This is a genomic window from Escherichia sp. KTE159 (genome assembly GCF_000408805.1).
Taxonomy (GTDB): domain Bacteria; phylum Pseudomonadota; class Gammaproteobacteria; order Enterobacterales; family Enterobacteriaceae; genus Escherichia; species Escherichia marmotae.
Map to the genome: position 1 here is coordinate 1,017,000 of NZ_KE137292.1, position 23,555 is coordinate 1,040,554.

At 54.8% G+C, this 23,555-nt stretch carries 25 protein-coding genes; all 25 read left to right on the top strand.

The annotated features are described in order from the left end of the window. Positions 1-31 precede the first annotated feature (31 nt). The 25 genes from A31E_RS16615 to A31E_RS16495 all read left to right on the top strand — a co-directional run bounded on the left by A31E_RS16615 (position 32) and on the right by A31E_RS16495 (position 23,536). Positions 32-577, top strand: a complete 546-nt coding sequence (locus tag A31E_RS16615) for a terminase small subunit (RefSeq protein WP_000453567.1) — start codon at positions 32-34, stop codon at positions 575-577. After that, positions 552-2,477: a phage terminase large subunit family protein gene (locus tag A31E_RS16610; protein WP_001530248.1), complete on the top strand. Its 1,926-nt coding sequence runs from the start codon at positions 552-554 to the stop codon at positions 2,475-2,477. Before A31E_RS16615 ends, A31E_RS16610 begins: the two co-directional genes overlap by 26 nt. Beyond that, the gene (locus A31E_RS16605; RefSeq protein ID WP_000198149.1) at positions 2,474-2,680 is read left to right on the top strand and encodes a phage head-tail joining protein; all 207 of its coding nucleotides are present in this window, start codon (positions 2,474-2,476) and stop codon (positions 2,678-2,680) included. Before A31E_RS16610 ends, A31E_RS16605 begins: the two co-directional genes overlap by 4 nt. Further along, entirely contained in the window at positions 2,677-4,278 is a 1,602-nt protein-coding gene (locus A31E_RS16600) for a phage portal protein (protein ID WP_016248613.1), read from the top strand. The genes A31E_RS16605 and A31E_RS16600 overlap by 4 nt, the downstream gene beginning before the upstream one ends. Beyond that, positions 4,259-5,590 carry a S49 family peptidase gene (locus tag A31E_RS16595; RefSeq protein WP_001530246.1) on the top strand — a complete coding sequence of 444 codons (1,332 nt, stop codon included), beginning with the start codon at positions 4,259-4,261 and terminating at the stop codon, positions 5,588-5,590. The genes A31E_RS16600 and A31E_RS16595 overlap by 20 nt, the downstream gene beginning before the upstream one ends. Before the next feature lie 9 nt (positions 5,591-5,599). Then, positions 5,600-5,932, top strand: a complete 333-nt coding sequence (locus A31E_RS16590; RefSeq protein ID WP_000201478.1) for a head decoration protein — start codon at positions 5,600-5,602, stop codon at positions 5,930-5,932. 55 nt (positions 5,933-5,987) lie between these two features. After that, the gene (locus A31E_RS16585; protein ID WP_016248614.1) at positions 5,988-7,013 is read left to right on the top strand and encodes a major capsid protein; all 1,026 of its coding nucleotides are present in this window, start codon (positions 5,988-5,990) and stop codon (positions 7,011-7,013) included. A gap of 41 nt (positions 7,014-7,054) precedes the next feature. Beyond that, a complete protein-coding gene (locus tag A31E_RS16580) occupies positions 7,055-7,450 on the top strand; it encodes a DNA-packaging protein FI (RefSeq protein ID WP_000158895.1) in 396 nt (131 codons plus the stop codon). A gap of 11 nt (positions 7,451-7,461) precedes the next feature. After that, positions 7,462-7,815 (top strand): head-tail joining protein, encoded by a 354-nt coding sequence (locus A31E_RS16575; RefSeq protein WP_000752994.1) that lies wholly within the window; start codon positions 7,462-7,464, stop codon positions 7,813-7,815. Between the two features lie 11 nt (positions 7,816-7,826). Then, a complete protein-coding gene (locus tag A31E_RS16570; protein WP_016248615.1) occupies positions 7,827-8,405 on the top strand; it encodes a phage tail protein in 579 nt (192 codons plus the stop codon). Next, a complete protein-coding gene (locus A31E_RS16565; RefSeq protein WP_000683145.1) occupies positions 8,402-8,797 on the top strand; it encodes a phage minor tail U family protein in 396 nt (131 codons plus the stop codon). The genes A31E_RS16570 and A31E_RS16565 overlap by 4 nt, the downstream gene beginning before the upstream one ends. Before the next feature lie 7 nt (positions 8,798-8,804). Further along, the gene (locus A31E_RS16560) at positions 8,805-9,545 is read left to right on the top strand and encodes a phage tail protein (RefSeq protein WP_001530241.1); all 741 of its coding nucleotides are present in this window, start codon (positions 8,805-8,807) and stop codon (positions 9,543-9,545) included. A 15-nt stretch (positions 9,546-9,560) separates the two neighbouring features. Continuing rightward, complete coding sequence (gene gpG, locus A31E_RS16555; protein WP_000479155.1) at positions 9,561-9,983, top strand: phage tail assembly chaperone G; 423 nt, start codon at positions 9,561-9,563, stop codon at positions 9,981-9,983. Then, positions 9,965-10,399, top strand: coding sequence for a phage tail assembly protein T (locus tag A31E_RS16550; protein WP_000459458.1), 435 nt, complete (start codon positions 9,965-9,967; stop codon positions 10,397-10,399). The genes gpG and A31E_RS16550 overlap by 19 nt, the downstream gene beginning before the upstream one ends. After that, positions 10,392-12,971 (top strand): phage tail tape measure protein, encoded by a 2,580-nt coding sequence (locus tag A31E_RS16545; RefSeq protein WP_016248616.1) that lies wholly within the window; start codon positions 10,392-10,394, stop codon positions 12,969-12,971. Before A31E_RS16550 ends, A31E_RS16545 begins: the two co-directional genes overlap by 8 nt. Beyond that, positions 12,968-13,297: a phage tail protein gene (locus A31E_RS16540; protein ID WP_000847401.1), complete on the top strand. Its 330-nt coding sequence runs from the start codon at positions 12,968-12,970 to the stop codon at positions 13,295-13,297. The genes A31E_RS16545 and A31E_RS16540 overlap by 4 nt, the downstream gene beginning before the upstream one ends. Further along, positions 13,297-13,995: a phage minor tail protein L gene (locus A31E_RS16535; protein ID WP_016248617.1), complete on the top strand. Its 699-nt coding sequence runs from the start codon at positions 13,297-13,299 to the stop codon at positions 13,993-13,995. Before A31E_RS16540 ends, A31E_RS16535 begins: the two co-directional genes overlap by 1 nt. Before the next feature lie 5 nt (positions 13,996-14,000). Then, positions 14,001-14,744 carry a C40 family peptidase gene (locus A31E_RS16530; RefSeq protein WP_024193569.1) on the top strand — a complete coding sequence of 248 codons (744 nt, stop codon included), beginning with the start codon at positions 14,001-14,003 and terminating at the stop codon, positions 14,742-14,744. Continuing rightward, the gene (locus tag A31E_RS16525) at positions 14,741-15,313 is read left to right on the top strand and encodes a tail assembly protein (RefSeq protein WP_000847665.1); all 573 of its coding nucleotides are present in this window, start codon (positions 14,741-14,743) and stop codon (positions 15,311-15,313) included. Before A31E_RS16530 ends, A31E_RS16525 begins: the two co-directional genes overlap by 4 nt. A gap of 60 nt (positions 15,314-15,373) precedes the next feature. Beyond that, entirely contained in the window at positions 15,374-18,787 is a 3,414-nt protein-coding gene (locus A31E_RS16520; protein ID WP_016248619.1) for a phage attachment tail tip protein J, read from the top strand. Positions 18,788-18,856: 69 nt separating this feature from the next. After that, on the top strand, positions 18,857-19,456 hold the full coding sequence (locus A31E_RS16515; protein ID WP_001516232.1) for an Ail/Lom family outer membrane beta-barrel protein: 600 nt from the start codon (positions 18,857-18,859) through the stop codon (positions 19,454-19,456). Between the two features lie 64 nt (positions 19,457-19,520). Beyond that, positions 19,521-21,878, top strand: a complete 2,358-nt coding sequence (locus A31E_RS16510) for a prophage tail fiber N-terminal domain-containing protein (protein WP_001516233.1) — start codon at positions 19,521-19,523, stop codon at positions 21,876-21,878. After that, complete coding sequence (locus tag A31E_RS16505) at positions 21,878-22,147, top strand: hypothetical protein (protein ID WP_001204892.1); 270 nt, start codon at positions 21,878-21,880, stop codon at positions 22,145-22,147. Before A31E_RS16510 ends, A31E_RS16505 begins: the two co-directional genes overlap by 1 nt. 12 nt (positions 22,148-22,159) lie before the next feature. Further along, entirely contained in the window at positions 22,160-23,200 is a 1,041-nt protein-coding gene (locus A31E_RS16500; RefSeq protein ID WP_001516234.1) for a tail fiber domain-containing protein, read from the top strand. Between the two features lie 42 nt (positions 23,201-23,242). Next, positions 23,243-23,536: a hypothetical protein gene (locus tag A31E_RS16495; protein ID WP_000355602.1), complete on the top strand. Its 294-nt coding sequence runs from the start codon at positions 23,243-23,245 to the stop codon at positions 23,534-23,536. The last annotated feature ends 19 nt before the right edge of the window (positions 23,537-23,555 follow it).

A 23,555-nucleotide genomic window follows, 5' to 3' on the forward strand; every position in this document is an offset into this window, starting at 1 on the left:
CCTTTCTCTGTTTTTGTCCGTGGAATGAACAATGGAAGTCAACAAAAAGCAGCTGGCTGACATTTTCGGTGCGAGTATCCGTACCATTCAGAACTGGCAGGAGCAGGGAATGCCCGTTCTGCGAGGCGGTGGAAAGGGTAATGAGGTGCTTTATGACTCTGCCGCCGTCATAAAATGGTATGCCGAAAGGGATGCTGAAATTGAGAACGAAAAGCTGCGCCGGGAGGTTGAAGAATTACGGCTGGCCAGCGAGGCAGATCTTCACCCCGGAACACTTGAATTTGAGCGCCATCGCCTGACTCGTGCTCAGGCGACGGCGCAGGAACTGAAAAATGCCAAAGAATCGGCTGAAGTGGTGGAAACCGCATTCTGTACTTTCGTGCTGTCGCGTATAGCAAGGGAAATATCCAGTATTCTCGACGGTATTCCTCTGTCGGTGCAGCGACGTTTTCCTGAGCTGGATAACCGGCATATTGATTTCCTGAAACGGGATATCATCAAAGCCATGAACAAAGCAGCCGCGCTGGATGAACTGATACCGGGGTTGCTGAGTGAATATATCGAACAGTCAGGTTGACAGGCTGCGGCATTTTGTCCGCGCCGGGCTTCGTGCCCTGTTCAGGCCGGAGCCACAGACCGCCGTTGAATGGGCGGATGCCAATTACTATCTCCCGAAAGAATCCGCATACCAGGAAGGGCGCTGGGAAACACTGCCCTTTCAGCGGGCCATCATGAATGCGATGGGCAGCGACTACATCCGCGAGGTGAATGTGGTGAAGTCTGCCCGTGTCGGTTATTCCAAAATGCTGTTGGGTGTTTATGCCTACTTCATAGAGCATAAGCAGCGCAACACACTTATCTGGTTGCCGACGGATGGTGATGCCGAGAACTTTATGAAAACTCACGTTGAGCCGACCATCCGTGATATTCCGTCGCTGCTGGCGCTGGCTCCGTGGTATGGCAAAAAGCACCGGGATAATACGCTCACCATGAAGCGTTTTACTAATGGTCGTGGCTTCTGGTGCCTGGGCGGTAAAGCGGCAAAAAACTACCGTGAAAAGTCGGTGGATGTGGCGGGTTATGATGAACTTGCTGCCTTTGATGATGATATTGAACAGGAAGGCTCTCCGACGTTCCTGGGCGATAAGCGTATTGAAGGCTCGGTCTGGCCAAAGTCCATCCGTGGCTCCACGCCCAAAGTGAGAGGCACCTGCCAGATTGAGCGTGCTGCCAGTGAATCCCCGCATTTTATGCGTTTTCATGTTGCCTGCCCGCACTGCGGGGAGGAGCAGTATCTTAAATTTGGCGACAAAGAGACGCCGTTTGGCCTCAAATGGACGCCGGATGACCCCTCCAGCGTGTTTTATCTCTGCGAGCATAATGCCTGCGTCATCCGCCAGCAGGAGCTGGACTTTACTGATGCCCGTTATATCTGCGAAAAGACCGGGATCTGGACCCGTGATGGCATTCTCTGGTTTTCGTCATCCGGTGAAGAGATTGAGCCACCTGACAGTGTGACCTTTCACATCTGGACAGCGTACAGCCCGTTCACCACCTGGGTGCAGATTGTCAAAGACTGGATGAAAACGAAAGGGGATACGGGAAAACGTAAAACCTTCGTAAACACCACGCTCGGTGAGACGTGGGAGGCGAAAATTGGCGAACGTCCGGATGCTGAAGTGATGGCAGAGCGGAAAGAGCATTATTCAGCGCCCGTTCCTGACCGTGTGGCTTACCTGACAGCCGGTATCGACTCCCAGCTGGACCGCTACGAAATGCGCGTATGGGGATGGGGGCCGGGTGAGGAAAGCTGGCTGATTGACCGGCAGATTATTATGGGCCGCCACGACGATGAACAGACGCTGCTGCGTGTGGATGAGGCCATCAATAAAACCTATACCCGCCGGAATGGTGCAGAAATGTCGGTATCCCGTATCTGCTGGGATATTGGCGGGATTGACCCGACCATTGTGTATGAACGCTCGAAAAAGCATGGGCTGTTCCGGGTGATCCCCATTAAAGGGGCATCCGTCTACGGAAAGCCTGTGGCCAGCATGCCACGTAAGCGAAACAAAAACGGGGTTTACCTTACCGAAATTGGTACGGATACCGCGAAAGAGCAGATTTATAACCGCTTCACACTGACGCCGGAAGGGGATGAACCGCTTCCCGGTGCCGTTCACTTCCCGAATAACCCGGATATTTTTGATCTGACCGAAGCGCAGCAGCTGACGGCTGAAGAGCAGGTCGAAAAATGGGTGGATGGCAGGAAAAAAATACTGTGGGACAGCAAAAAGCGACGCAATGAGGCACTCGACTGCTTCGTTTATGCGCTGGCGGCGCTGCGCATCAGTATTTCCCGCTGGCAGCTGGATCTCAGTGCGCTGCTGGCGAGCCTGCAGGAAGAGGATGGTGCAGCAACCAACAAGAAAACACTGGCAGATTACGCCCGTGCCTTATCCGGAGAGGATGAATGACGCGACAGGAAGAACTTGCCGCTGCCCGTGCGGCACTGCATGACCTGATGACAGGTAAACGGGTGGCAACGGTACAGAAAGACGGACGGCGAGTGGAGTTTACGGCCACTTCCGTGTCTGACCTGAAAAAATACATTGCGGAGCTGGAAGTGCAGACCGGCATGACACAGCGACGCAGGGGACCTGCAGGATTTTATGTATGAAAACGCCCACCATTCCCACCCTTCTGGGGCCGGACGGCATGACATCGCTGCGTGAATATGCCGGTTATCACGGCGGTGGCAGCGGATTTGGTGGGCAGTTGCGGGCGTGGAACCCACCGAGTGAAAGTGTGGATGCAGCCCTGCTGCCCAACTTTACCCGTGGCAATGCCCGCGCAGACGATCTGGTACGCAATAACGGCTATGCCGCCAACGCCATCCAGTTGCATCAGGATCATATCGTCGGGTCTTTTTTCCGGCTCAGTCATCGCCCAAGCTGGCGCTATCTGGGCATCGGGGAGGAAGAAGCCCGTGCCTTTTCCCGCGAGGTTGAAGCGGCATGGAAAGAGTTTGCCGAGGATGACTGCTGCTGCATTGACGTTGAGCGAAAACGCACGTTTACCATGATGATTCGGGAAGGTGTGGCCATGCACGCCTTTAACGGTGAACTGTTCGTTCAGGCCACCTGGGATACCAGTTCGTCGCGGCTGTTCCGGACACAGTTCCGGATGGTCAGCCCGAAGCGCATCAGCAACCCGAACAATACCGGCGACAGCCGGAACTGCCGTGCCGGTGTGCAGATTAATGACAGCGGTGCGGCGCTGGGATATTACGTCAGCGAGGACGGCTATCCTGGCTGGATGCCGCAGAAATGGACATGGATACCCCGTGAGTTACCCGGCGGGCGCGCCTCGTTCATTCACGTTTTTGAACCCGTGGAGGACGGGCAGACCCGCGGTGCAAATGTGTTTTACAGCGTGATGGAGCAGATGAAGATGCTCGACACGCTGCAGAACACGCAGCTGCAGAGCGCCATTGTGAAGGCGATGTATGCCGCCACCATTGAGAGTGAGCTGGATACGCAGTCAGCGATGGATTTTATTCTGGGCGCGAACAGTAAGGAGCAGCGGGACAAGCTGACCGGCTGGATTGGTGAAATTGCCGCGTATTACGCCGCAGCACCGGTCCGTCTGGGAGGCGCAAAAGTGCCGCACCTGATGCCGGGGGACTCACTGAACCTGCAGACGGCTCAGGACACGGATAACGGCTACTCCGTGTTTGAGCAGTCACTGCTGCGGTATATCGCTGCCGGACTGGGTGTCTCGTATGAGCAGCTTTCCCGGAATTACGCCCAGATGAGCTACTCCACGGCACGGGCCAGCGCGAACGAGTCGTGGGCGCACTTTATGGGGCGGCGAAAATTCGTCGCATCCCGTCAGGCGAGCCAGATGTTTCTGTGCTGGCTGGAAGAGGCCATCGCCCGCCGCGTGGTGACGTTACCTTCAAAAGCGCGCTTCAGTTTTCAGGAAGCCCGCAGTGCCTGGGGGAACTGCGACTGGATAGGCTCCGGTCGTATGGCCATCGATGGTCTGAAAGAAGTTCAGGAAGCGGTGATGCTGATAGAAGCCGGGCTGAGTACCTACGAGAAAGAGTGTGCAAAACGCGGCGATGACTATCAGGAAATTTTTGCCCAGCAGGTCCGTGAAACGATGGAGCGTCGTGCAGCCGGTCTTAAACCACCCGCCTGGGCGGCTGCGGCATTTGAATCCGGGCTGCGACAATCAACAGAGGAGGAGAAGAGTGACAGCAGAGCTGCGTAATCTCCCGCATATTGCCAGCATGGCCTTTAATGAGCCGCTGATGCTTGAACCCGCCTATGCGCGGGTTTTCTTTTGTGCGCTTGCAGGCCAGCTTGGGATCAGCCGCCTGACGGATGCGGTGTCCGGCGACAGCCTGACTGCCCAGGAGGCACTCGCGACGCTGGCATTATCCGGTGATGATGACGGACCACGACAGGCCCGCAGTTATCAGGTCATGAACGGCATCGCCGTGCTGCCGGTGTCCGGCACGCTGGTCAGCCGGACGCGGGCGCTGCAGCCGTACTCGGGGATGACCGGTTACAACGGCATTATCGCCCGTCTGCAACAGGCTGCCAGCGACCCGATGGTGGACGGCATTCTGCTCGATATGGACACGCCAGGCGGAATGGTGGCGGGGGCATTTGACTGCGCTGACATCATCGCCCGTGTGCGTGACATAAAACCGGTATGGGCGCTGGCCAACGACATGAACTGCAGTGCAGGTCAGCTGCTTGCCAGTGCCGCCTCCCGGCGTCTGGTCACGCAGACCGCCCGGACAGGCTCCATCGGCGTCATGATGGCTCACAGTAATTACGGTGCTGCCCTGGAGAAACAGGGTGTGGAAATCACGCTGATTTACAGCGGCAGCCATAAGGTGGATGGCAATCCCTACAGCCATCTTCCGGATGACGTCCGGGAGACACTGCAGTCCCGGATGGACGCAACCCGCCAGATGTTTGCGCAGAAGGTGTCGGCATATACCGGCCTGTCTGTGCAGGCTGTGCTGGATACCGAGGCTGCAGTGTACAGCGGTCAGGAGGCCATTGATGCCGGACTGGCTGATGAACTTGTTAACAGCACCGATGCGATCACCGTCATGCGTGATGCACTGGATGCGCGTAAATCCCGTCTCTCAGGAGGGCGAATGACCAAAGAGACTCAATCAACAACTGTTTCAGCCACTGCTTCGCAGGCTGACGTTACTGACGTGGTGCCAGCGACGGAGGGCGAAAACGCCAGCGCGGCGCAGCCGGACGTGAACGCGCAGATCACCGCAGCGGTTGCGGCAGAAAACAGCCGCATTATGGGGATCCTCAACTGTGAGGAGGCTCACGGACGCGAAGAACAGGCGCGCGTTCTGGCAGAAACCCCCGGAATGACCGTGGAAACGGCCCGCCGCATTCTGGCTGCAGCACCACAGAGTGCACAGGCGCGCAGTGACACTGCGCTGGATCGTCTGATGCAGGGTACACCGGCACCGCTGGCTGCAGGTAACCTGGCATCTGATACCAATAAAGAATTACTTAATACACCTGAAGCTTTACCGGTATAAGAGGCAGTTATGGCGACAAAAGAAGAGTTTAACCATTACCAGCCGCTGGGTAACAGTGATCCGGCTCATACAGCAATTGCGCCTGGCGGATTGAGTGCGAAAACGCCTGCAATGACCCCGCTGATGCTGGATGGCACTACCCGTAAGCTGGTTGTGTGGGATGGCACCACCGACGGTGCAGCCGTTGGCATTCTGGCGGTTGCTGCTGACCAGACCAGCACCACACTGACGTTCTACAAGTCCGGCTCGTTTCGTTATGAGGATGTGCTCTGGCCGGAGGCTGCCAGCGACGAGACTAAAAAACGGACCGCGTTTGCCGGAACGGCAATCAGCATCGTTTAATCTTCCCCTTCATCAACAAAGGCCGCCTGTGCGGCTTTTTTTATGGAAATAATTTATGTCTGTATATACAACTGCAGAATTACTGGCATCGACCCAGCATCACTTTAAGTTCGATCCGCTGTTTCTGCGCCTGTTTTTCCGTGAAACCTATCCTTTCACCACGGAAAAAGTCTATCTCTCACAAATTCCGGGACTGGTAAACATGGCGCTGTACGTTTCGCCGATTGTTTCCGGTGAGGTTATCCGATCCCGTGGCGGCTCCACCTCTGAATTTACGCCGGGTTATGTCAAACCCAAGCATGAGGTGAATCCGCAGATGACCCTGCGTCGCCTGCCGGATGAAGATCCGCAGAACCTGGCTGACCCGGCTTACCGTCGTCGCCGTATTATTCGGCAGAATATGCTGGATGAAAATCTGGCGATTGCCCAGGTCGAAGAGATGCAGGCAGTTTCTGCCGTGCTTAAGGGCAAATACACCATGACCGGTGAAGCCTTCGATCCGGTTGAGGTGGATATGGGCCGCAGTGCGGCGAATAACATCACGCAGTCCGGCGGCACAGAGTGGAGCAAGCGTGACAAGTCCACGTATGACCCGACCGACGATATCGAAGCCTACGCGCTGAACGCCAGCGGTGTGGTGAATATCATCGTGTTTGATCCGAAAGGCTGGGCGCTGTTCCGTTCCTTCAAGGCCGTCAAGGAGAAGCTGGATACCCGTCGCGGCTCTCATTCCGAGCTGGAGACAGCGGTAAAAGACCTGGGCAAAGCGGTGTCTTATAAGGGAATGTATGGCGATGTGGCCATCGTCGTGTATTCCGGACAGTACGTGGAAAACGGCGTCAAAAAGAACTTCCTGCCGGACAACACGATGGTGCTGGGGAACACTCAGGCACGCGGTCTGCGCACCTATGGTTGCATTCAGGATGCGGACGCACAGCGCGAAGGCATTAACGCCTCTGCCCGTTACCCGAAAAACTGGGTGGCCACCGGCGACCCGGCGCGTGAGTTCACCATGATTCAGTCAGCACCGCTGATGCTGCTGGCTGACCCTGATGAGTTCGTGTCCGTTCAACTGGCGTAATCATGGCCCTTCGGGGCCATTTTCTCTCTGTGGAGGAGTCCATGACGAAAGATGAACTGATTGCCCGTCTCCGGTCGCTGGGTGAGCAACTGAACCGTGATGTCAGCCTGACGGGGACGAAAGAAGAACTGGCGCTCCGTGTGGCAGAGCTGGAAGAGGAGCTTGATGACACGGATGACGCAGCCGGTCAGGACACGTCTGTCAGCCCGGAAAATGCGCTGACCGGACATGAAAATGAGGTGGTATCAGCACAGACGGATACCGTGACTGATACGGCTGCTCTGGTCACGGTTGTGGCACTGGTGACGCTGCATACCGATGCACTTCACGCCACGCGGGATGAGGCTGTGGCATTTGTGCTGCCGGGAACGGCGTTTCGTGTCTCTGCCGGTGTGGCAGCCGAAATGACAGAACGTGGCCTGGCCAGAATGCAATAACGGGAGGCGCTGTGGCTGATTTCGATAACCTGTTCGATGCTGCCATTGCCCGCGCCGATGAAACGATACGCGGGTACATGGGAACGTCAGCCACCATGACATCCGGTGAGCAGTCCGGCGCAGTAATACGTGGTGTTTTTGATGACCCTGAAAATATCAGCTATGCCGGACAGGGCGTACGCGTTGAAGGCTCCAGCCCGTCCCTGTTTGTCCGGACTGATGATGTGCGGCAGCTGCGGCGCGGCGACACGCTGACCATCGGTGAGGAAAACTTCTGGATAGACCGGATTTCGCCGGATGATGGCGGAAGCTGTCATCTCTGGCTTGGGCGGGGCGTACCGCCTGCCGTTAACCGTCGCCGCTGAAAGGGGGATGTATGGCCATAAAAGGTCTTGAGCAGGCCGTTGAAAACCTCAGCCGTATCAGCAAAACGGCGGTGCCCGGTGCCGCCGCAATGGCCATTAACCGCGTTGCTTCATCCGCGATATCGCAGTCTGCGTCACAGGTTGCCCGTGAGACAAAGGTACGCCGGAAACTGGTAAAGGAAAGGGCCAGGCTGAAAAGGGCCACGGTCAAAAATCCGCAGGCCAGAATCAGGGTTAACCGGGGGGATTTGCCCGTAATCAGGCTGGGTAACGCACGGGTTGTCCTGTCCCGCCGCAGGCGTCGTAAAAAGGGGCAGCATTCATCCCTGAAAGGTGGCGGCAGCGTGCTTGTGGTGGGTAACCGTCGTATTCCCGGCGCGTTTATTCAGCAACTGAAAAATGGCCGGTGGCATGTCATGCAGCGTGTGGCCGGGAAAAACCGTTACCCCATTGATGTGGTGAAAATTCCGATGGCGGTGCCGCTGACCACGGCGTTTAAACAGAATATTGAGCGGATACGGCGTGAGCGTCTTCCGAAAGAGCTGGGCTATGCGCTGCAGCATCAACTGAGAATGGTAATAAAGCGATGAAACATACTGAACTCCGTGCAGCCGTACTGGATGCACTGGAGAAGCATGACACCGGGGCGACGCTTTTTGATGGTCGCCCCGCTGTTTTTGATGAGGAAGATTTTCCGGCAATTGCCGTTTATCTCACCGGCGCTGAATACACGGGCGAAGAGCTGGACAGCGATACCTGGCAGGCGGAGCTGCATATTGAAGTTTTCCTGCCTGCTCAGGTGCCGGATTCAGAGCTGGATTCGTGGATGGAGTCCCGGATTTATCCGGTGATGAGCGATATCCCGGCACTGTCAGATTTGATCACCAGTATGGTGGCCAGTGGCTATGACTACCGGCGCGACGATGATGCGGGCCTGTGGAGTTCAGCCGATCTGACTTATGTCATTACCTATGAAATGTGAGGACGATATGCCAACACCAAATCCTCTGGCACCGGTGAAAGGGGCCGGGACCACACTGTGGGTTTATAACGGGAGCGGCGACCCTTATGCAAACCCGCTTTCAGACAATGACTGGTCGCGTCTGGCAAAGGTTAAAGACCTGACGCCCGGCGAACTGACCGCTGAGTCCTATGACGACAGTTATCTCGATGATGAAGATGCGGACTGGACCGCGACCGGACAGGGGCAGAAATCTGCCGGAGATACCAGCTTCACGCTGGCGTGGATGCCCGGAGAGCAGGGGCAGCAGGCGCTGCTGGCGTGGTTTAATGAAGGTGATACCCGTGCCTATAAAATCCGCTTCCCGAACGGCACGGTCGATGTGTTCCGCGGCTGGGTCAGCAGTATCGGTAAGGCGGTGACGGCGAAGGACGTGATCACCCGCACGGTGAAAGTCACCAACGTAGGACGTCCGTCGATGGCAGAAGATCGCAGCACGGTAACAGCGGCAACCGGTATGACCGTGACGCCAGCCAGCGCTTCCGTAGTGAAAGGGAAGAGCACCACGCTGACCGTGGCATTCCAGCCGGAAGGCGCAACCGACAAGAGCTTCCGTGCGGTGTCAGCGGATAAAACAAAAGCCACCGTGTCGGTCAGTGGTATGACCATCACCGTGAATGGCGTTGCTGCAGGTAAGGTCAACATTCCGGTCGTATCCGGTAATGGTGAGTTTGCTGCGGTTGCAGAAATCACCGTCACCGCCAGTTAATCCGGAGAGTCAGAGATGTTCCTGAAAACCGAATCATTTGAACATAACGGTGTGACCGTCACGCTTTCTGAACTGTCAGCCCTGCAGCGTATTGAGCATCTCGCCCTGATGAAACGGCAGGCAGAACAGGCGGAGTCAGACAGCAACCGGAAGTTTACTGTGGAAGACGCCATCAGAACCGGCGCGTTTCTGGTGGCGATGTCCCTGTGGCATAACCATCCGCAGAAGACGCAGATGCCGTCCATGAATGAAGCCGTTAAACAGATTGAGCAGGAAGTGCTTACCACCTGGCCCACGGAGGCAATTTCTCATGCTGAAAACGTGGTGTACCGGCTGTCTGGTATGTATGAGTTTGTTGTGAATAATACCCCTGAACAGACAGAGGACGCCGGGCCTGCAGAGCCTGTTTCTGCGGGAAAGTGTTCGACGGTGAGCTGAGTTTTGCCCTGAAACTGGCGCGTGAGATGGGGCGACCCGACTGGCGTGCCATGCTTGCCGGGATGTCATCCACGGAGTATGCCGACTGGCACCGCTTTTACAGTACCCATTATTTTCATGATGTTCTGCTGGATATGCACTTTTCCGGGCTGACGTACACCGTGCTCAGCCTGTTTTTCAGCGATCCGGATATGCATCCGCTGGATTTCAGTTTGCTGAACCGGCGCGAGGCTGACGAGGAGCCTGAAGATGATGTGCTGATGCAGAAAGCGGCAGGGCTTGCCGGAGGTGTCCGCTTTGGCCCGGACGGGAATGAAGTTATCCCTACTTCCCCGGATGTGGCGGACATGACGGAGGATGACGTAATGCTGATGACAGTATCAGAAGGGATCGCAGGAGGAGTCCGGTATGGCTGAACCGGTAGGCGATCTGGTCGTTGATTTGAGTCTGGATGCGGCCAGATTTGACGAGCAGATGGCCAGAGTCAGGCGTCATTTTTCCGGTACGGAAAGTGATGCGAAAAAAACAGCGGCAGTCGTTGAACAGTCGCTGAGCCGACAGGCGCTGGCTGCACAGAAAGCGGGGATTTCCGTCGGGCAGTATAAAGCCGCCATGCGTATGCTGCCTGCACAGTTCACCGACGTGGCCACGCAGCTTGCAGGCGGGCAAAGTCCGTGGCTGATCCTGCTGCAACAGGGTGGTCAGGTTAAGGACTCCTTCGGCGGGATGATCCCCATGTTCAGGGGGCTTGCCGGTGCGATCACCCTGCCGATGGTGGGGGCCACCTCGCTGGCGGTGGCGACCGGTGCGCTGGCGTATGCCTGGTATCAGGGCAACTCAACCCTGTCCGATTTCAACAAAACGCTGGTCCTTTCCGGCAATCAGGCGGGACTGACGGCAGATCGTATTCTGGCCCTGTCCAGAGCCGGGCAGGCGGCAGGGCTGACGTTTAACCAGACCAGCGAGTCACTGACGGCGCTGGTGAATGCCGGTGTGCGTGGTGGTGAGCAGTTTGAGGCGATCAGCCAGAGTGTGGCGCGTTTCTCCTCTGCATCCGGCGTGGAGGTGGACAAGGTCGCTGAAGCCTTCGGGAAGCTGACCACAGACCCGACGTCGGGACTGACAGCGATGGCACGTCAGTTCCATAACGTGACGGCGGAGCAGATTGCGTATGTTGCTCAGTTGCAGCGTTCCGGAGATGAAGCCGGGGCATTGCAGGCGGCGAACGAGGCCGCAACGAAAGGGTTTGATGACCAGCCCCGCCGCCTGAAAGAGAACATGGGCACGCTGGAGACCTGGGCAGACAGGACAGCACGGGCATTCAAATCCATGTGGGATTCGGTGCTGGATATTGGTCGCCCGGACACTGCCCGGGAAATGCTGGAGAAAGCAGAAAAGGCTTTTGATGAGGCGGACAAAAAATGGCAGTGGTATCAGAGCCGGAGCCACCGGCGCGGTAAAACATCCGCATTTCTTGCCAATCTCCGGGGAGCATGGGAGGACAGAGCGAATGCGCAACTTGGGCTTTCAGCCGCCACGTTGCAGGCCGATCTTGAAAAGGCCAGAGAGATGGCAGCAAAGGACTGGGCCGAGTCTGAGGCATCACGGCTGAAATATACCGAAGAGGCGCAGAAGGCTTATGAACGCCTGCAGACGCCGCTGGAGAAATATACCGCCCGTCAGGAAGAACTGAACAAGGCACTGAAGGACGGGAAAATTCTGCAGGCAGATTACAACACGCTGATGGCGGCGGCGAAAAAGGACTATGAAGCGACGCTGAAAAAGCCGAAACAGTCCGGCGTGAAGGTGTCTGCGGGCGATCGTCAGGAAGACAGTGCTCATGCTGCCCTGCTGACGCTTCAGGCTGAACTCCGGACGCTGGAGAGGCATGCCGGAGCAAATGAGAAAATCAGCCAGCAGCGCCGGGATTTGTGGAAGGCGGAGAGTCAGTTCGCGGTACTGGAGGAGGCGGCGCAACGTCGCCAGCTGTCTGCACAGGAGAAATCCCTGCTGGCGCATAAAGATGAGACGCTGGAGTACAAACGCCAGCTGGCTGCACTTGGCGACAAGGTTACGTATCAGGAGCGCCTGAACGCGCTGGCGCAGCAGGCGGATAAATTCGCACAGCAGCAACGGGCAAAACGGGCCGCCATTGATGCGAAAAGCCGGGGGCTGACTGACCGGCAGGCAGAACGGGAAGCCACGGAACAGCGCCTGAAGGAACAGTATGGCGATAATCCGCTGGCGCTGAATAACGTCATGTCAGAGCAGAAAAAGACCTGGGCGGCTGAAGACCAGCTTCGCGGGAACTGGATGGCAGGCCTGAAGTCCGGCTGGAGTGAGTGGGAAGAGAGCGCCACGGACAGTATGTCGCAGGTAAAAAGTGCAGCCACGCAGACCTTTGATGGTATTGCACAGAATATGGCGGCGATGCTGACCGGCAGTGAGCAGAACTGGCGCAGCTTCACCCGTTCCGTGCTGTCCATGATGACAGAAATTCTGCTTAAGCAGGCAATGGTGGGGATTGTCGGGAGTATCGGCAGCGCCATTGGCGGGGCTGTTGGTGGCGGCGCATCCGCGTCAGGCGGTACAGCCATTCAGGCCGCTGCGGCGAAATTCCATTTTGCAACCGGAGGATTTACGGGAACCGGCGGCAAATATGAGCCAGCGGGGATTGTTCACCGTGGTGAGTTTGTCTTCACGAAGGAGGCAACCAGCCGGATTGGCGTGGGGAATCTTTACCGGCTGATGCGCGGCTATGCCACCGGCGGTTATGTCGGTACACCGGGCAGCATGGCAGACAGCCGGTCGCAGGCGTCCGGGACGTTTGAGCAGAATAACCATGTGGTGATTAACAACGACGGCACGAACGGGCAGATAGGTCCGGCCGCTCTGAAGGCGGTGTATGACATGGCCCGCAAGGGTGCCCGTGATGAAATTCAGACACAGATGCGTGATGGTGGCCTGTTCTCCGGAGGTGGACGATGAAGACCTTCCGCTGGAAAGTGAAACCCGGTATGGATGTGACATCGGCTCCTTCTGTCAGGGAGGTGCGCTTTGGTGATGGCTATTCCCAGCGTGCGCCTGCCGGGCTGAACGCTGACCTGAAAACGTACAGCGTGACGCTGTCTGTCTCCCGTGAGGAGGCCACGGCGCTGGAGTCGTTTCTGGCTGAGCACGGGGGCTGGAAGGCCTTTCTGTGGACGCCGCCTTATGGTTACAGGCAGATAAAGGTGACCTGCGCAAAATGGTCGTCGCAGGTCAGTATGTTGCGTGTTGAGTTCAGCGCAGAGTTTAAACAGGTGGTGAACTGATGCAGGATATCCGGCAGGAAACACTGAATGAATGCACCCGTGCGGAGCAGTCGGCCAGCGTGGTGCTCTGGGAAATCGATCTGACAGAGGTCGGTGGTGAACGTTATTTTTTCTGTAATGAGCAGAACGAAAAAGGTGAGCCGGTTACCTGGCAGGGGCGACAGTATCAGGCGTATCCCATTCAGGGGAGCGGTTTTGAACTGAATGGCAAAGGCACCAGTACGCGCCCCACGCTGACGGTTTCTAACCTGTACGGTATGGTCACCGGGATGGCGGAAGATCTGCAGAGTCTGGTCGGCGGAACGGTGGTCAGGCGTAAGGTTTACGCCCGTTTTCTGGATGCGGTGAACTTCGTCAACGGAAACAGCGACGCCGATCCGGAGCAGGAGGTGATCAGCCGCTGGCGCATCGAGCAGTGCAGCGAACTGAGCGCAGTCAGTGCCTCTTTTGTACTGTCCACGCCGACGGAAACGGACGGCGCTGTTTTTCCGGGACGTATCATGCTGGCCAACACCTGCACCTGGACCTATCGCGGTGATGAGTGCGGTTATAGCGGTCCGGCGGTCGCGGATGAATATGACCAGCCAACGTTCGATATCACGAAGGATAAATGCAGCAAATGCCTGAGTGGCTGTAAGTTCCGCAATAACGTCGATAACTTTGGCGGCTTCCTTTCCATTAACAAACTTTCGCAGTAAATCTCATGACAGAGACAGAATCAGCGATTCTGGCGCACGCCCGGCGATGTGCGCCAGCGGAGTCGTGCGGCTTCGTGGTGAGAACGCCGGAGGGGGAAAGATATTTTCCCTGCGTGAATATTTCCGGTGAGCCGGAGGAGTATTTCCGGATGGCTCCGGAGGACTGGCTGCAGGCAGAGATGCAGGGTGAGATTGTGGCGCTGGTCCACAGCCACCACGGTGGTCTGCCCTGGCTGAGTGAGGCCGACAGGCGGCTGCAGGTGCAGAGTGATTTGCCGTGGTGGCTGGTCTGCCGGGGTGAGATTCATAAGTTCCGCTGTGTGCCGCATCTCACCGGGCGGCGCTTTGAGCACGGGGTGACGGACTGTTACACGCTGTTCCGGGACGCTTACCATCTGGCGGGGATTGAGATGCCGGACTTTCATCGTGAGGATGACTGGTGGCGTCACGGTCAGAATCTCTATCTGGATAATCTGGAGGCAACGGGGCTGTATCAGGTGCCGTTGTCAGCGGCGCAGCCGGGCGATGTGCTGCTGTGCTGCTTTGGTTCATCGGTGCCGAATCATGCCGCCATTTACTGTGGTGACGGCGAGCTGCTGCACCATATTCCTGAACAACTGAGCAAACGAGAGAGGTATACCGACAAATGGCAGCGACGCACACACTCCCTCTGGCGTCACCGGGTATGGCGCGCATCTGCCTTTACGGGGATTTACAACGATTTGGTCGCCGCATCGACCTTCGTGTGAAAACGGGGGCTGAAGCCATCCGGGCACTGGCCACACAGCTCCCGGCGTTTCGTCAGAAACTGAGCGACGGCTGGTATCAGGTACGGATTGCCGGGCGGGATGTCAGCACGTCCGGGTTAACGGCGCAGTTACATGAGACTCTGCCTGATGGCGCTGTGATTCATATTGTTCCCAGAGTCGCCGGGGCCAAGTCAGGTGGTGTATTCCAGATTGTCCTGGGAGCAGCCGCCATTGCCGGATCATTCTTTACCGCCGGAGCCACCCTTGCAGCATGGGGGGCTGCCATTGGTGCCGGTGGTATGACCGGCATTCTGTTTTCTCTCGGTGCCAGTATGGTGCTCGGCGGTGTGGCTCAGATGCTGGCACCGAAAGCCAGAACTCCCCGCACACAGACAACGGATAACGGTAAGCAGAACACCTATTTCTCCTCATTGGATAACATGGTTGCCCAGGGCAATGTCCTGCCTGTTCTGTACGGTGAAATGCGCGTGGGGTCACGTGTGGCATCTCAGGAGATCAGCACGGCAGATGAAGGGGACGGTGGTCAGGTTGTGGTGATTGGTCGATGATGCAAAATATTTTATGTGAAACCGCCTGCGGGCGGTTTTGTCGTTTATGGAGCATGACGAATGGGTAAAGGCAGCAGTAAGGGGCATACCCCGCGCGAAGCGAAGGACAACCTGAAATCCACGCAATTACTGAGTGTGATCGATGCCATCAGCGAAGGGCCGATTGAAGGTCCGGTGGATGGATTAAAAAGCGTGCTGCTGAACAGTACACCGGTGCTGGACAGTGAGGGGAATACCAACATCTCCGGTGTTACGGTGGTGTTCCGGGCAGGTGAGCAGGAGCAGACACCGCCGGAGGGATTTGAATCCTCCGGTTCCGAGACGGTGCTGGGTACGGAAGTGAAATACGACACGCCGATCACCCGGACCATCACGTCTGCAAACATCGACCGTCTGCGCTTTACCTTCGGTGTGCAGGCACTGGTGGAAACCACCTCAAAGGGTGACAGGAATCCGTCGGAAGTCCGCCTGCTGGTTCAGATACAACGTAACGGTGGCTGGGTGACGGAAAAAGACATCACCATTAAGGGCAAAACCACCTCGCAGTATCTGGCCTCGGTGGTGGTGGGTAACCTGCCGCCGCGCCCGTTTAATATCCGGATGCGCAGGATGACGCCGGACAGCACCACAGACCAGCTGCAGAACAAAACGCTCTGGTCGTCATACACTGAAATCATCGATGTGAAACAGTGCTACCCGAACACGGCACTGGTCGGCGTGCAGGTGGACTCGGAACAGTTCGGCAGCCAGCAGGTGAGCCGTAATTATCATCTTCGCGGGCGCATTCTGCAGGTGCCATCGAACTATAACCCGCAGACGCGGCAATACAGCGGTATCTGGGACGGGACGTTTAAACCGGCATACAGCAACAACATGGCCTGGTGTCTGTGGGATATGCTGACCCACCCGCGCTACGGCATGGGGAAACGTCTTGGTGCGGCGGATGTGGACAAATGGGCGCTGTATGTCATCGGCCAGTATTGCGATCAGTCAGTGCCGGATGGCTTTGGTGGCACGGAGCCGCGCATCACCTGTAACGCTTACCTGACCACACAGCGTAAGGCGTGGGATGTGCTCAGTGATTTCTGTTCGGCGATGCGCTGTATGCCGGTATGGAACGGGCAGACGCTGACGTTCGTGCAGGACCGACCGTCGGATAAGGTGTGGACCTATAACCGCAGTAATGTGGTGATGCCGGATGATGGCGCGCCGTTCCGCTACAGCTTCAGCGCCCTGAAGGACCGCCATAATGCCGTTGAGGTGAACTGGATTGACCCGAACAACGGCTGGGAGACGGCGACAGAGCTTGTTGAAGATACGCAGGCCATTGTCCGTTACGGTCGTAATGTCACGAAGATGGATGCCTTTGGCTGTACCAGCCGGGGGCAGGCACACCGCGCCGGGCTGTGGCTGATTAAAACTGAACTGCTGGAGACGCAGACCGTGGACTTCAGCGTGGGTGCCGAAGGGCTTCGCCATGTACCGGGCGATGTCATTGAAATCTGTGATGATGACTATGCCGGTATCAGCATCGGTGGTCGCGTGCTGGCGGTGAACAGCCAGACCCGGACGCTGACGCTCGACCGTGAAATCACGCTGCCATCCTCCGGCACCACGCTGATAAGCCTGGTTGACGGAAGTGGCAATCCGGTCAGCGTGGAGGTTCAGTCCGTCACCGACGGCGTGAAGGTAAAAGTGAACCGGGTTCCTGACGGTGTTGCCGAATACAGCGTATGGGGGCTGAAGCTGCCGACGCTGCGCCAGCGCCTGTTCCGCTGTGTGAGTATCCGTGAGAACGATGACGGCACGTATGCCATCACTGCCGTGCAGCATGTGCCGGAGAAAGAAGCCATCGTGGATAACGGGGCGCACTTTGACGGCGACCAGAGCGGAACGGTGAACGGTGTCACGCCGCCAGCAGTGCAGCACCTGACCGCAGAAGTCACCGCAGACAGCGGGGAATACCAGGTGCTGGCGCGCTGGGATACGCCGAAGGTGGTGAAGGGGGTGAGCTTTATGCTTCGCCTGACCGTGGCAGCGGATGACGGCAGTGAGCGGCTGGTCAGCACGGCCCGGACGACGGAAACCACATACCGCTTCAGGCAACTGGCGCTGGGAAACTACAGACTGACGGTCCGGGCGGCAAATGCCTGGGGGCAGCAGGGCGATCCGGCGTCGGTATCGTTCCGGATTGCCGCACCGGCAGCACCGTCGCAGATTGAGCTGACGCCGGGCTATTTTCAGATAACCGCCACGCCGCATCTTGCCGTTTATGATCCGACGGTACAGTTTGAGTTCTGGTTCTCGGAAAAGCGGATTGCGGATATCAGGCAGGTTGAAACCACAGCCAGCTATCTTGGCACGGCGCTGTACTGGATAGCTGCCAGTATCAATATTAAGCCGGGTCATGATTATTATTTTTACGTTCGCAGTGTGAACACCGTTGGCAAATCGGCATTCGTGGAGGCTGTCGGTCGGGCGAGCGATGATGCGGAAGGTTACCTGGATTTTTTCAAAGGCCAGATAACCGAATCCCATCTCGGCAAGGAGCTGCTGGAAAAAGTCGAGCTGACGGAGGATAACGCCAGCAAACTGGAGGAGTTTTCGAAAGAGTGGAAAGACGCCAACGATAAATGGAATGCCATGTGGGGCGTCAAAATTGAGCAGACCGAAGACGGCAGGCATTATGTCGCGGGGCTTGGCCTCAGCATGGAGGATACAGAGGAAGGCAAACTGAGCCAGTTCCTGGTTGCCGCTAACCGTATCGCGTTTATTGACCCGGCAAACGGGAATGAAACGCCGATGTTTGTGGCGCAGGGCAACCAGATATTCATGAACGACGTGTTCCTGAAGTATCTGACGGCTCCCACCATTACCAGCGGCGGCAATCCTCCGGTATTTTCCCTGACACCGGACGGGCGGCTGACGGCGAAAAATGCCGATATCAGCGGTAACGTGAATGCGAACTCCGGGACGCTCAACAACGTCACGGTAAATGAAAACTGTACGATTAAGGGCATGCTGGAGGCGAACCAGGTCAGAGGTGACTTCGTTAAAACTGTATCCAAACCATTTCCGAAAAAGGCTGGTACGTGGGGTAACACGGAAACACCAAACGGGACGGTTACAGTCACCATCAGTGATGATCATAACTTTGACCGTCAAATCATTATTCCGCCCATTATCTTTAACGGAATAGCGTATAGCGATCCGGGAAGTGGTAATAACCCGGGAGGTACAAGATACACGGGTTATGGTTTTGAAGTTCGCAAAAACGGTGTATTAATCGCATCCAGAGAAACTAAAGGGGCCATTCCCGGTAGCTACAGTGCGGTTATTGATATGCCGAGTGGCAGGGGAAGCGTCACTCTGGAGTTTAAGATTTTCCAGAAAGGCAATCAGTGGGCAGGTAATATCACCGATTGTACGGTGATTGTGACCAAAAAAGCCGCTTCCGGCATCAGTATTCGTTGAAATTGTTATAACCCATATAAGGGCACCAGAAATGGTGCCTTTTTTATTGCAGAAAAGCGAGAGGTAATTATGCGTAAACTTTATGCCGCCATTTTTTCCGCAGCCATCTGTCTGGCCGTATCCGGTGCGCCTGCATGGGCATCTGAACATCAGTCCACGCTGAGCGCGGGGTATCTTCATGCCTCGACGAACGTTCCCGGCAGCGATGATCTTAACGGGATTAACGTGAAATACCGTTATGAGTTTACGGACACACTGGGGCTGGTGACGTCATTCAGCTATGCAGGAGACAAGAATCGCCAGCTTACCCGTTACAGCGATACCCGCTGGCATGAAGATTCCGTGCGTAACCGCTGGTTCAGCGTGATGGCGGGGCCGTCTGTGCGCGTGAATGAATGGTTCAGTGCTTATGCGATGGCGGGTGTGGCTTACAGCCGTGTTTCGACGTTCTCCGGGGATTATCTCCGCGTAACTGACAACAAGGGGAAAACGCACGATGTGCTGACCGGAAGTGATGACGGTCGCCACAGCGACACGTCTCTGGCGTGGGGAGCTGGCGTGCAGTTTAACCCGACCGAATCCGTGGCCATTGATATTGCTTATGAAGGTTCCGGCAGTGGCGACTGGCGTACTGACGGTTTCATCGTGGGTGTCGGTTATAAATTCTGATTAGCCAGGTAACACAGTGTTATTACAGCCCGCCGGTTCAGGCGGGCTTTTTTGTGGAGTGGATATGGCAGCAGTAAAAATCTCAGGTGTGCTGAAAGATGGTGCGGGAAAACCAATACAGAACTGCACTATTCAACTGAAGGCAAAGCGTAACAGCACCACGGTACTGGTGAACACGGTGGCCTCTGAAAATCCGGATGAAGCCGGGCGTTACAGCATGGATGTTGAGTATGGCCAGTACAGCGTCACCCTGCTGGTTGAAGGTTTTCCGCCTTCACATGCCGGGATCATTACCGTCTATGAAGGTTCCAGACCCGGTACGCTGAATGATTTTCTCGGTGCCATGACGGAAGATGACGTCATGCCGGAGGCATTGCGTCGTTTTGAGGCAATGGTGGAAGAAGCGGCACGCAACGCCGAAGCCGCCTCTCAGAGCGCAGCGGCGGCAAAGAAATCCGAAACGGCTGCGGCATCATCGAAGAACGCGGCGAAAACCTCAGAAACGAATGCAGCTAACAGCGCACAGGCGGCAGCGGCCTCGCAGACTGCATCGGCAAACTCCGCGACAGCAGCCAAAAAATCAGAAACCAACGCGAAAAATAGCGAGACAGCCGCAAAGACGAGCGAAACCAACGCAAAGTCCAGCCAGACGGCAGCGAAAACCAGCGAAACGAATGCCAAAGCCAGTGAAACTGCGGCGAAAAATAGCCAGAATGCAGCAGCCGAAAGCGAGAGTGCGGCAGCTGGTTCTGCGACTTCAGCAGCTGGATCAGCAACTGCTGCGGCTAACAGCCAGAAAGCAGCGAAGACGAGCGAAACTAACGCAAAGTCCAGCCAGACGGCAGCGAAGACCAGCGAAACGAATGCCAAAGCCAGCGAAACTGCGGCGAAAAGCAGTCAGGATGCAGCAGCTGAAAGCGAGAGTGCCGCAGCTGGTTCTGCAACAGCGGCAGCTAATAGCCAAAAAGCTGCAAAAACCAGTGAAACTAACGCAAAGACGAGTGAAACAAAAGCAGCAGCTAGCGAGACAGAAGCAACGTCAGCCGCAACAAGAGCAGAGAATGCAGCCCGGATTGCAGAAGATGCCGCTGATCCTGCTTCTGTCCCTCCGCTTCCTGATATCTGGCTACCCTTGAATGATTCTCTGGAAGCGATAACAGGGTATGCCCCGGGCTATAAAACAATAACCATCGGCAGTGATGAAATAACAATGCCTGTTAATGGCATATGCCAATTTAGCCGGGCTTCATCTGCAACGTATATTGATAAGTCCGGGCATATTACCGTGGCAGGGAATAACGTTCCTCGTTTTGAAAAATATGGTTTGCTGATAGAGAATCAGCGAACAAACATGTTCGTAAATAGTTTTAATCCTGATGCCTGGAATAAAAGCGGTGGTATATCTGTAACATCATCAACAGATGAATTTGAGTTTAAATATGGACGTTTCACGGTAGGAAGCGATATAGCAGGAACGACAACAGGGAGAAATATATGCACAGTTGCTGGTAACAAAGGCATAGATGTGACTGGCGATGATCAGTACAGTAAAGGTCCGTATGTTACCGCGTCGTTCAGGGTAAGAAGTGATCTCAATGTTCGCGCACGTATCCGTTTTGAACGGTATAACTCGGAAGGATACACCTTCCTTTGCGACGCCTATTTGTCATTACAGACCCATGAACTACAAATTACTGGTGGCAATGCCCAGCTATTAACAGCAAACTTTGAAATCGATCCTGGTAGTGGATGGATATACTTTCAGGCAACACTGAAATGTCTGCCAGAATGGGGAATGGTTGGTACGCAGCTGCAAATTGCAGCCGACAGAGCTGTGGGGTCTTTTGCAACAGGTGACTGGATAGAAGTAACCACCCCGCAATTCGAGTATGGTGCTTGTGCAACTTCCTTCATCATAACGACAACAGAGCCAGCGACTCGTGCATCAGATTTATGTAAATTTCCGCTGATGAAAAATATGTATACCATGCCTTTTACGTTCATGGTGGAAGTCCATAAAAACTGGTTTATTTCTCATAATGCTGCACCGCGTGTCATTGATTCAGAAAATCACCAGTCCGGAGGCCCATTTATTATGGGGTTTGGTTCTTCTGGAACTATTAGTCAGGACGGTTATTCGTATTGCGATATAGGCGGGGCTAACCGACGTGTATATGAATCATGCGGAGTAAGGGATCTCGTTATGGGATTCAGGGTTAAGGCTGACGGCATGACATGCTCATTTGCAAATAAGCATATAAGCACTGAAACAAAAACAGTATGGAAATATATTCGTGAAGCAGCCGTGATTCGTATCGGGGGGCAAACGACGACAGGATTACGACACCTTAATGGTCATATAAAAAACCTCCGTTTCTGGAACAGAGCATTGTCAGATACGCAGCTTAAGGAATACGTATAATGCGGGATATAACATTACGATTCGATAACAGAGAACAGTTTAACGCAATTGTATATGACAGTGGCCTGTTCAGTCTTGAAGAAGAAAACGGGGTTCTTGTTGATGTTATTGGCTGCATTATCGATTACGAGGAGCCAGAAAACGAAAGATGTACAGGCATTGATCGCGGTGGTTTTTTCGTAAACATGAGGATTGTTGATAGCAGTAAAAACATATCTTCTTTAATGCCTTTCATTACGACAGATCAGCATGTAAGGACATGGGCTTAATGGAGTAAGACAATGGTTACAAAAACAGTAATTCCTGATGACATCAAAACGCTAAAATCCGATGTTAGTAAACTAAAAACTGATCAAGGAAGCTATGCAACAAAATCATATGTAGACAATAAAACAACATGGAATAGTTATTGCAATGTAATCTATGATCAAAAGGCATTGCCGACCACTGGAACTATATTTAGCGGTAAGATTCACTTGTCAAATAAGGCAGGAGAAACCGAAAACGCTTATAGCGAGATGTACACCAGAAAAAATATTGACGGCACTAAAGATACAATGACAAGGATTGTCACACACAACGGAACAAAAGGTATCTTCTGGGATTTTAGCGATCTTTACGGTGGGACATTGATTTTCCCAGGAAATGAAGGTTACTTAAAAATGGGTAAGTGCCTCATGTCTTATGGGAATCGTGTTGATAACGCCATTATTAAATTTGATTACACAGACACATTACAAATCAAATACGCTAATCATGGGTCAACCATGACATTAAACACACAGGGAACCGCTCACGCTGGCGTAACAACTAGACTATGGGGTAGTTCTAGCCGTCCGGTTGTTTATGAAGTTGGCGTAGATGAGGCTCTGTATATGTTCTACGCACAGAAAACTACCAGCAATACCTACGAATTAACGGTTAACGGCGCGTGCAATGCAAGTGCATTTAATCAAGGCTCTGACCGGGATCTGAAAGACAATATTCAGGTGATCGATAATGCAACCGACCGCATTCGTAAAATGAACGGCTATACATACACGCTTAAAGAAAACGGTATGCCTTACGCTGGTGTTATTGCACAAGAAACCCTGGAAGCCATCCCCGAAGCCGTAGGGGCTATGATGAAATATCCAGACGGCGGGAGTGGATTAGATGGAGAAGAAGGTGAACGGTATTACACTGTAGATTATTCTGGTGTTACTGGCTTGCTTGTTCAGGTAGCCAGAGAGTCAGACGACAGGATAACAGCACTGGAAGAAGAAAACGCAGAATTAAGACAAAGATTATCTGCAATTGAGGCGGTGCTTGCGTCTAAATAATATTAAGGGGCCGAGCGCCCCATTTTATTGGGTAGGATGAAAATGGATATAACACCTTTCCTTCATGCACTTTGTGCTGTGGCTGCGCAGCTACTGATTGGTCTTTTTACCGGGAACTGGGCTTACGGAGCGATAGCCGGTTGTACGTTCTTCATTGCGCGTGAACACACCCAGGCAGAATATCGCTGGATCGAAATGTTCGGGCATGGCAAGCGAATGAATATGCCGTGGTGGGGCGGTTTTGATACACGTGCATGGGATGTGGCAAGCCTGATGGATTTTGCTGTGCCGGTGGTGGCGTGTCTGCTGGTCTGGCTGTTGGTTAATCGTGGGTGAAAAAAGGTGAGCTGTATAT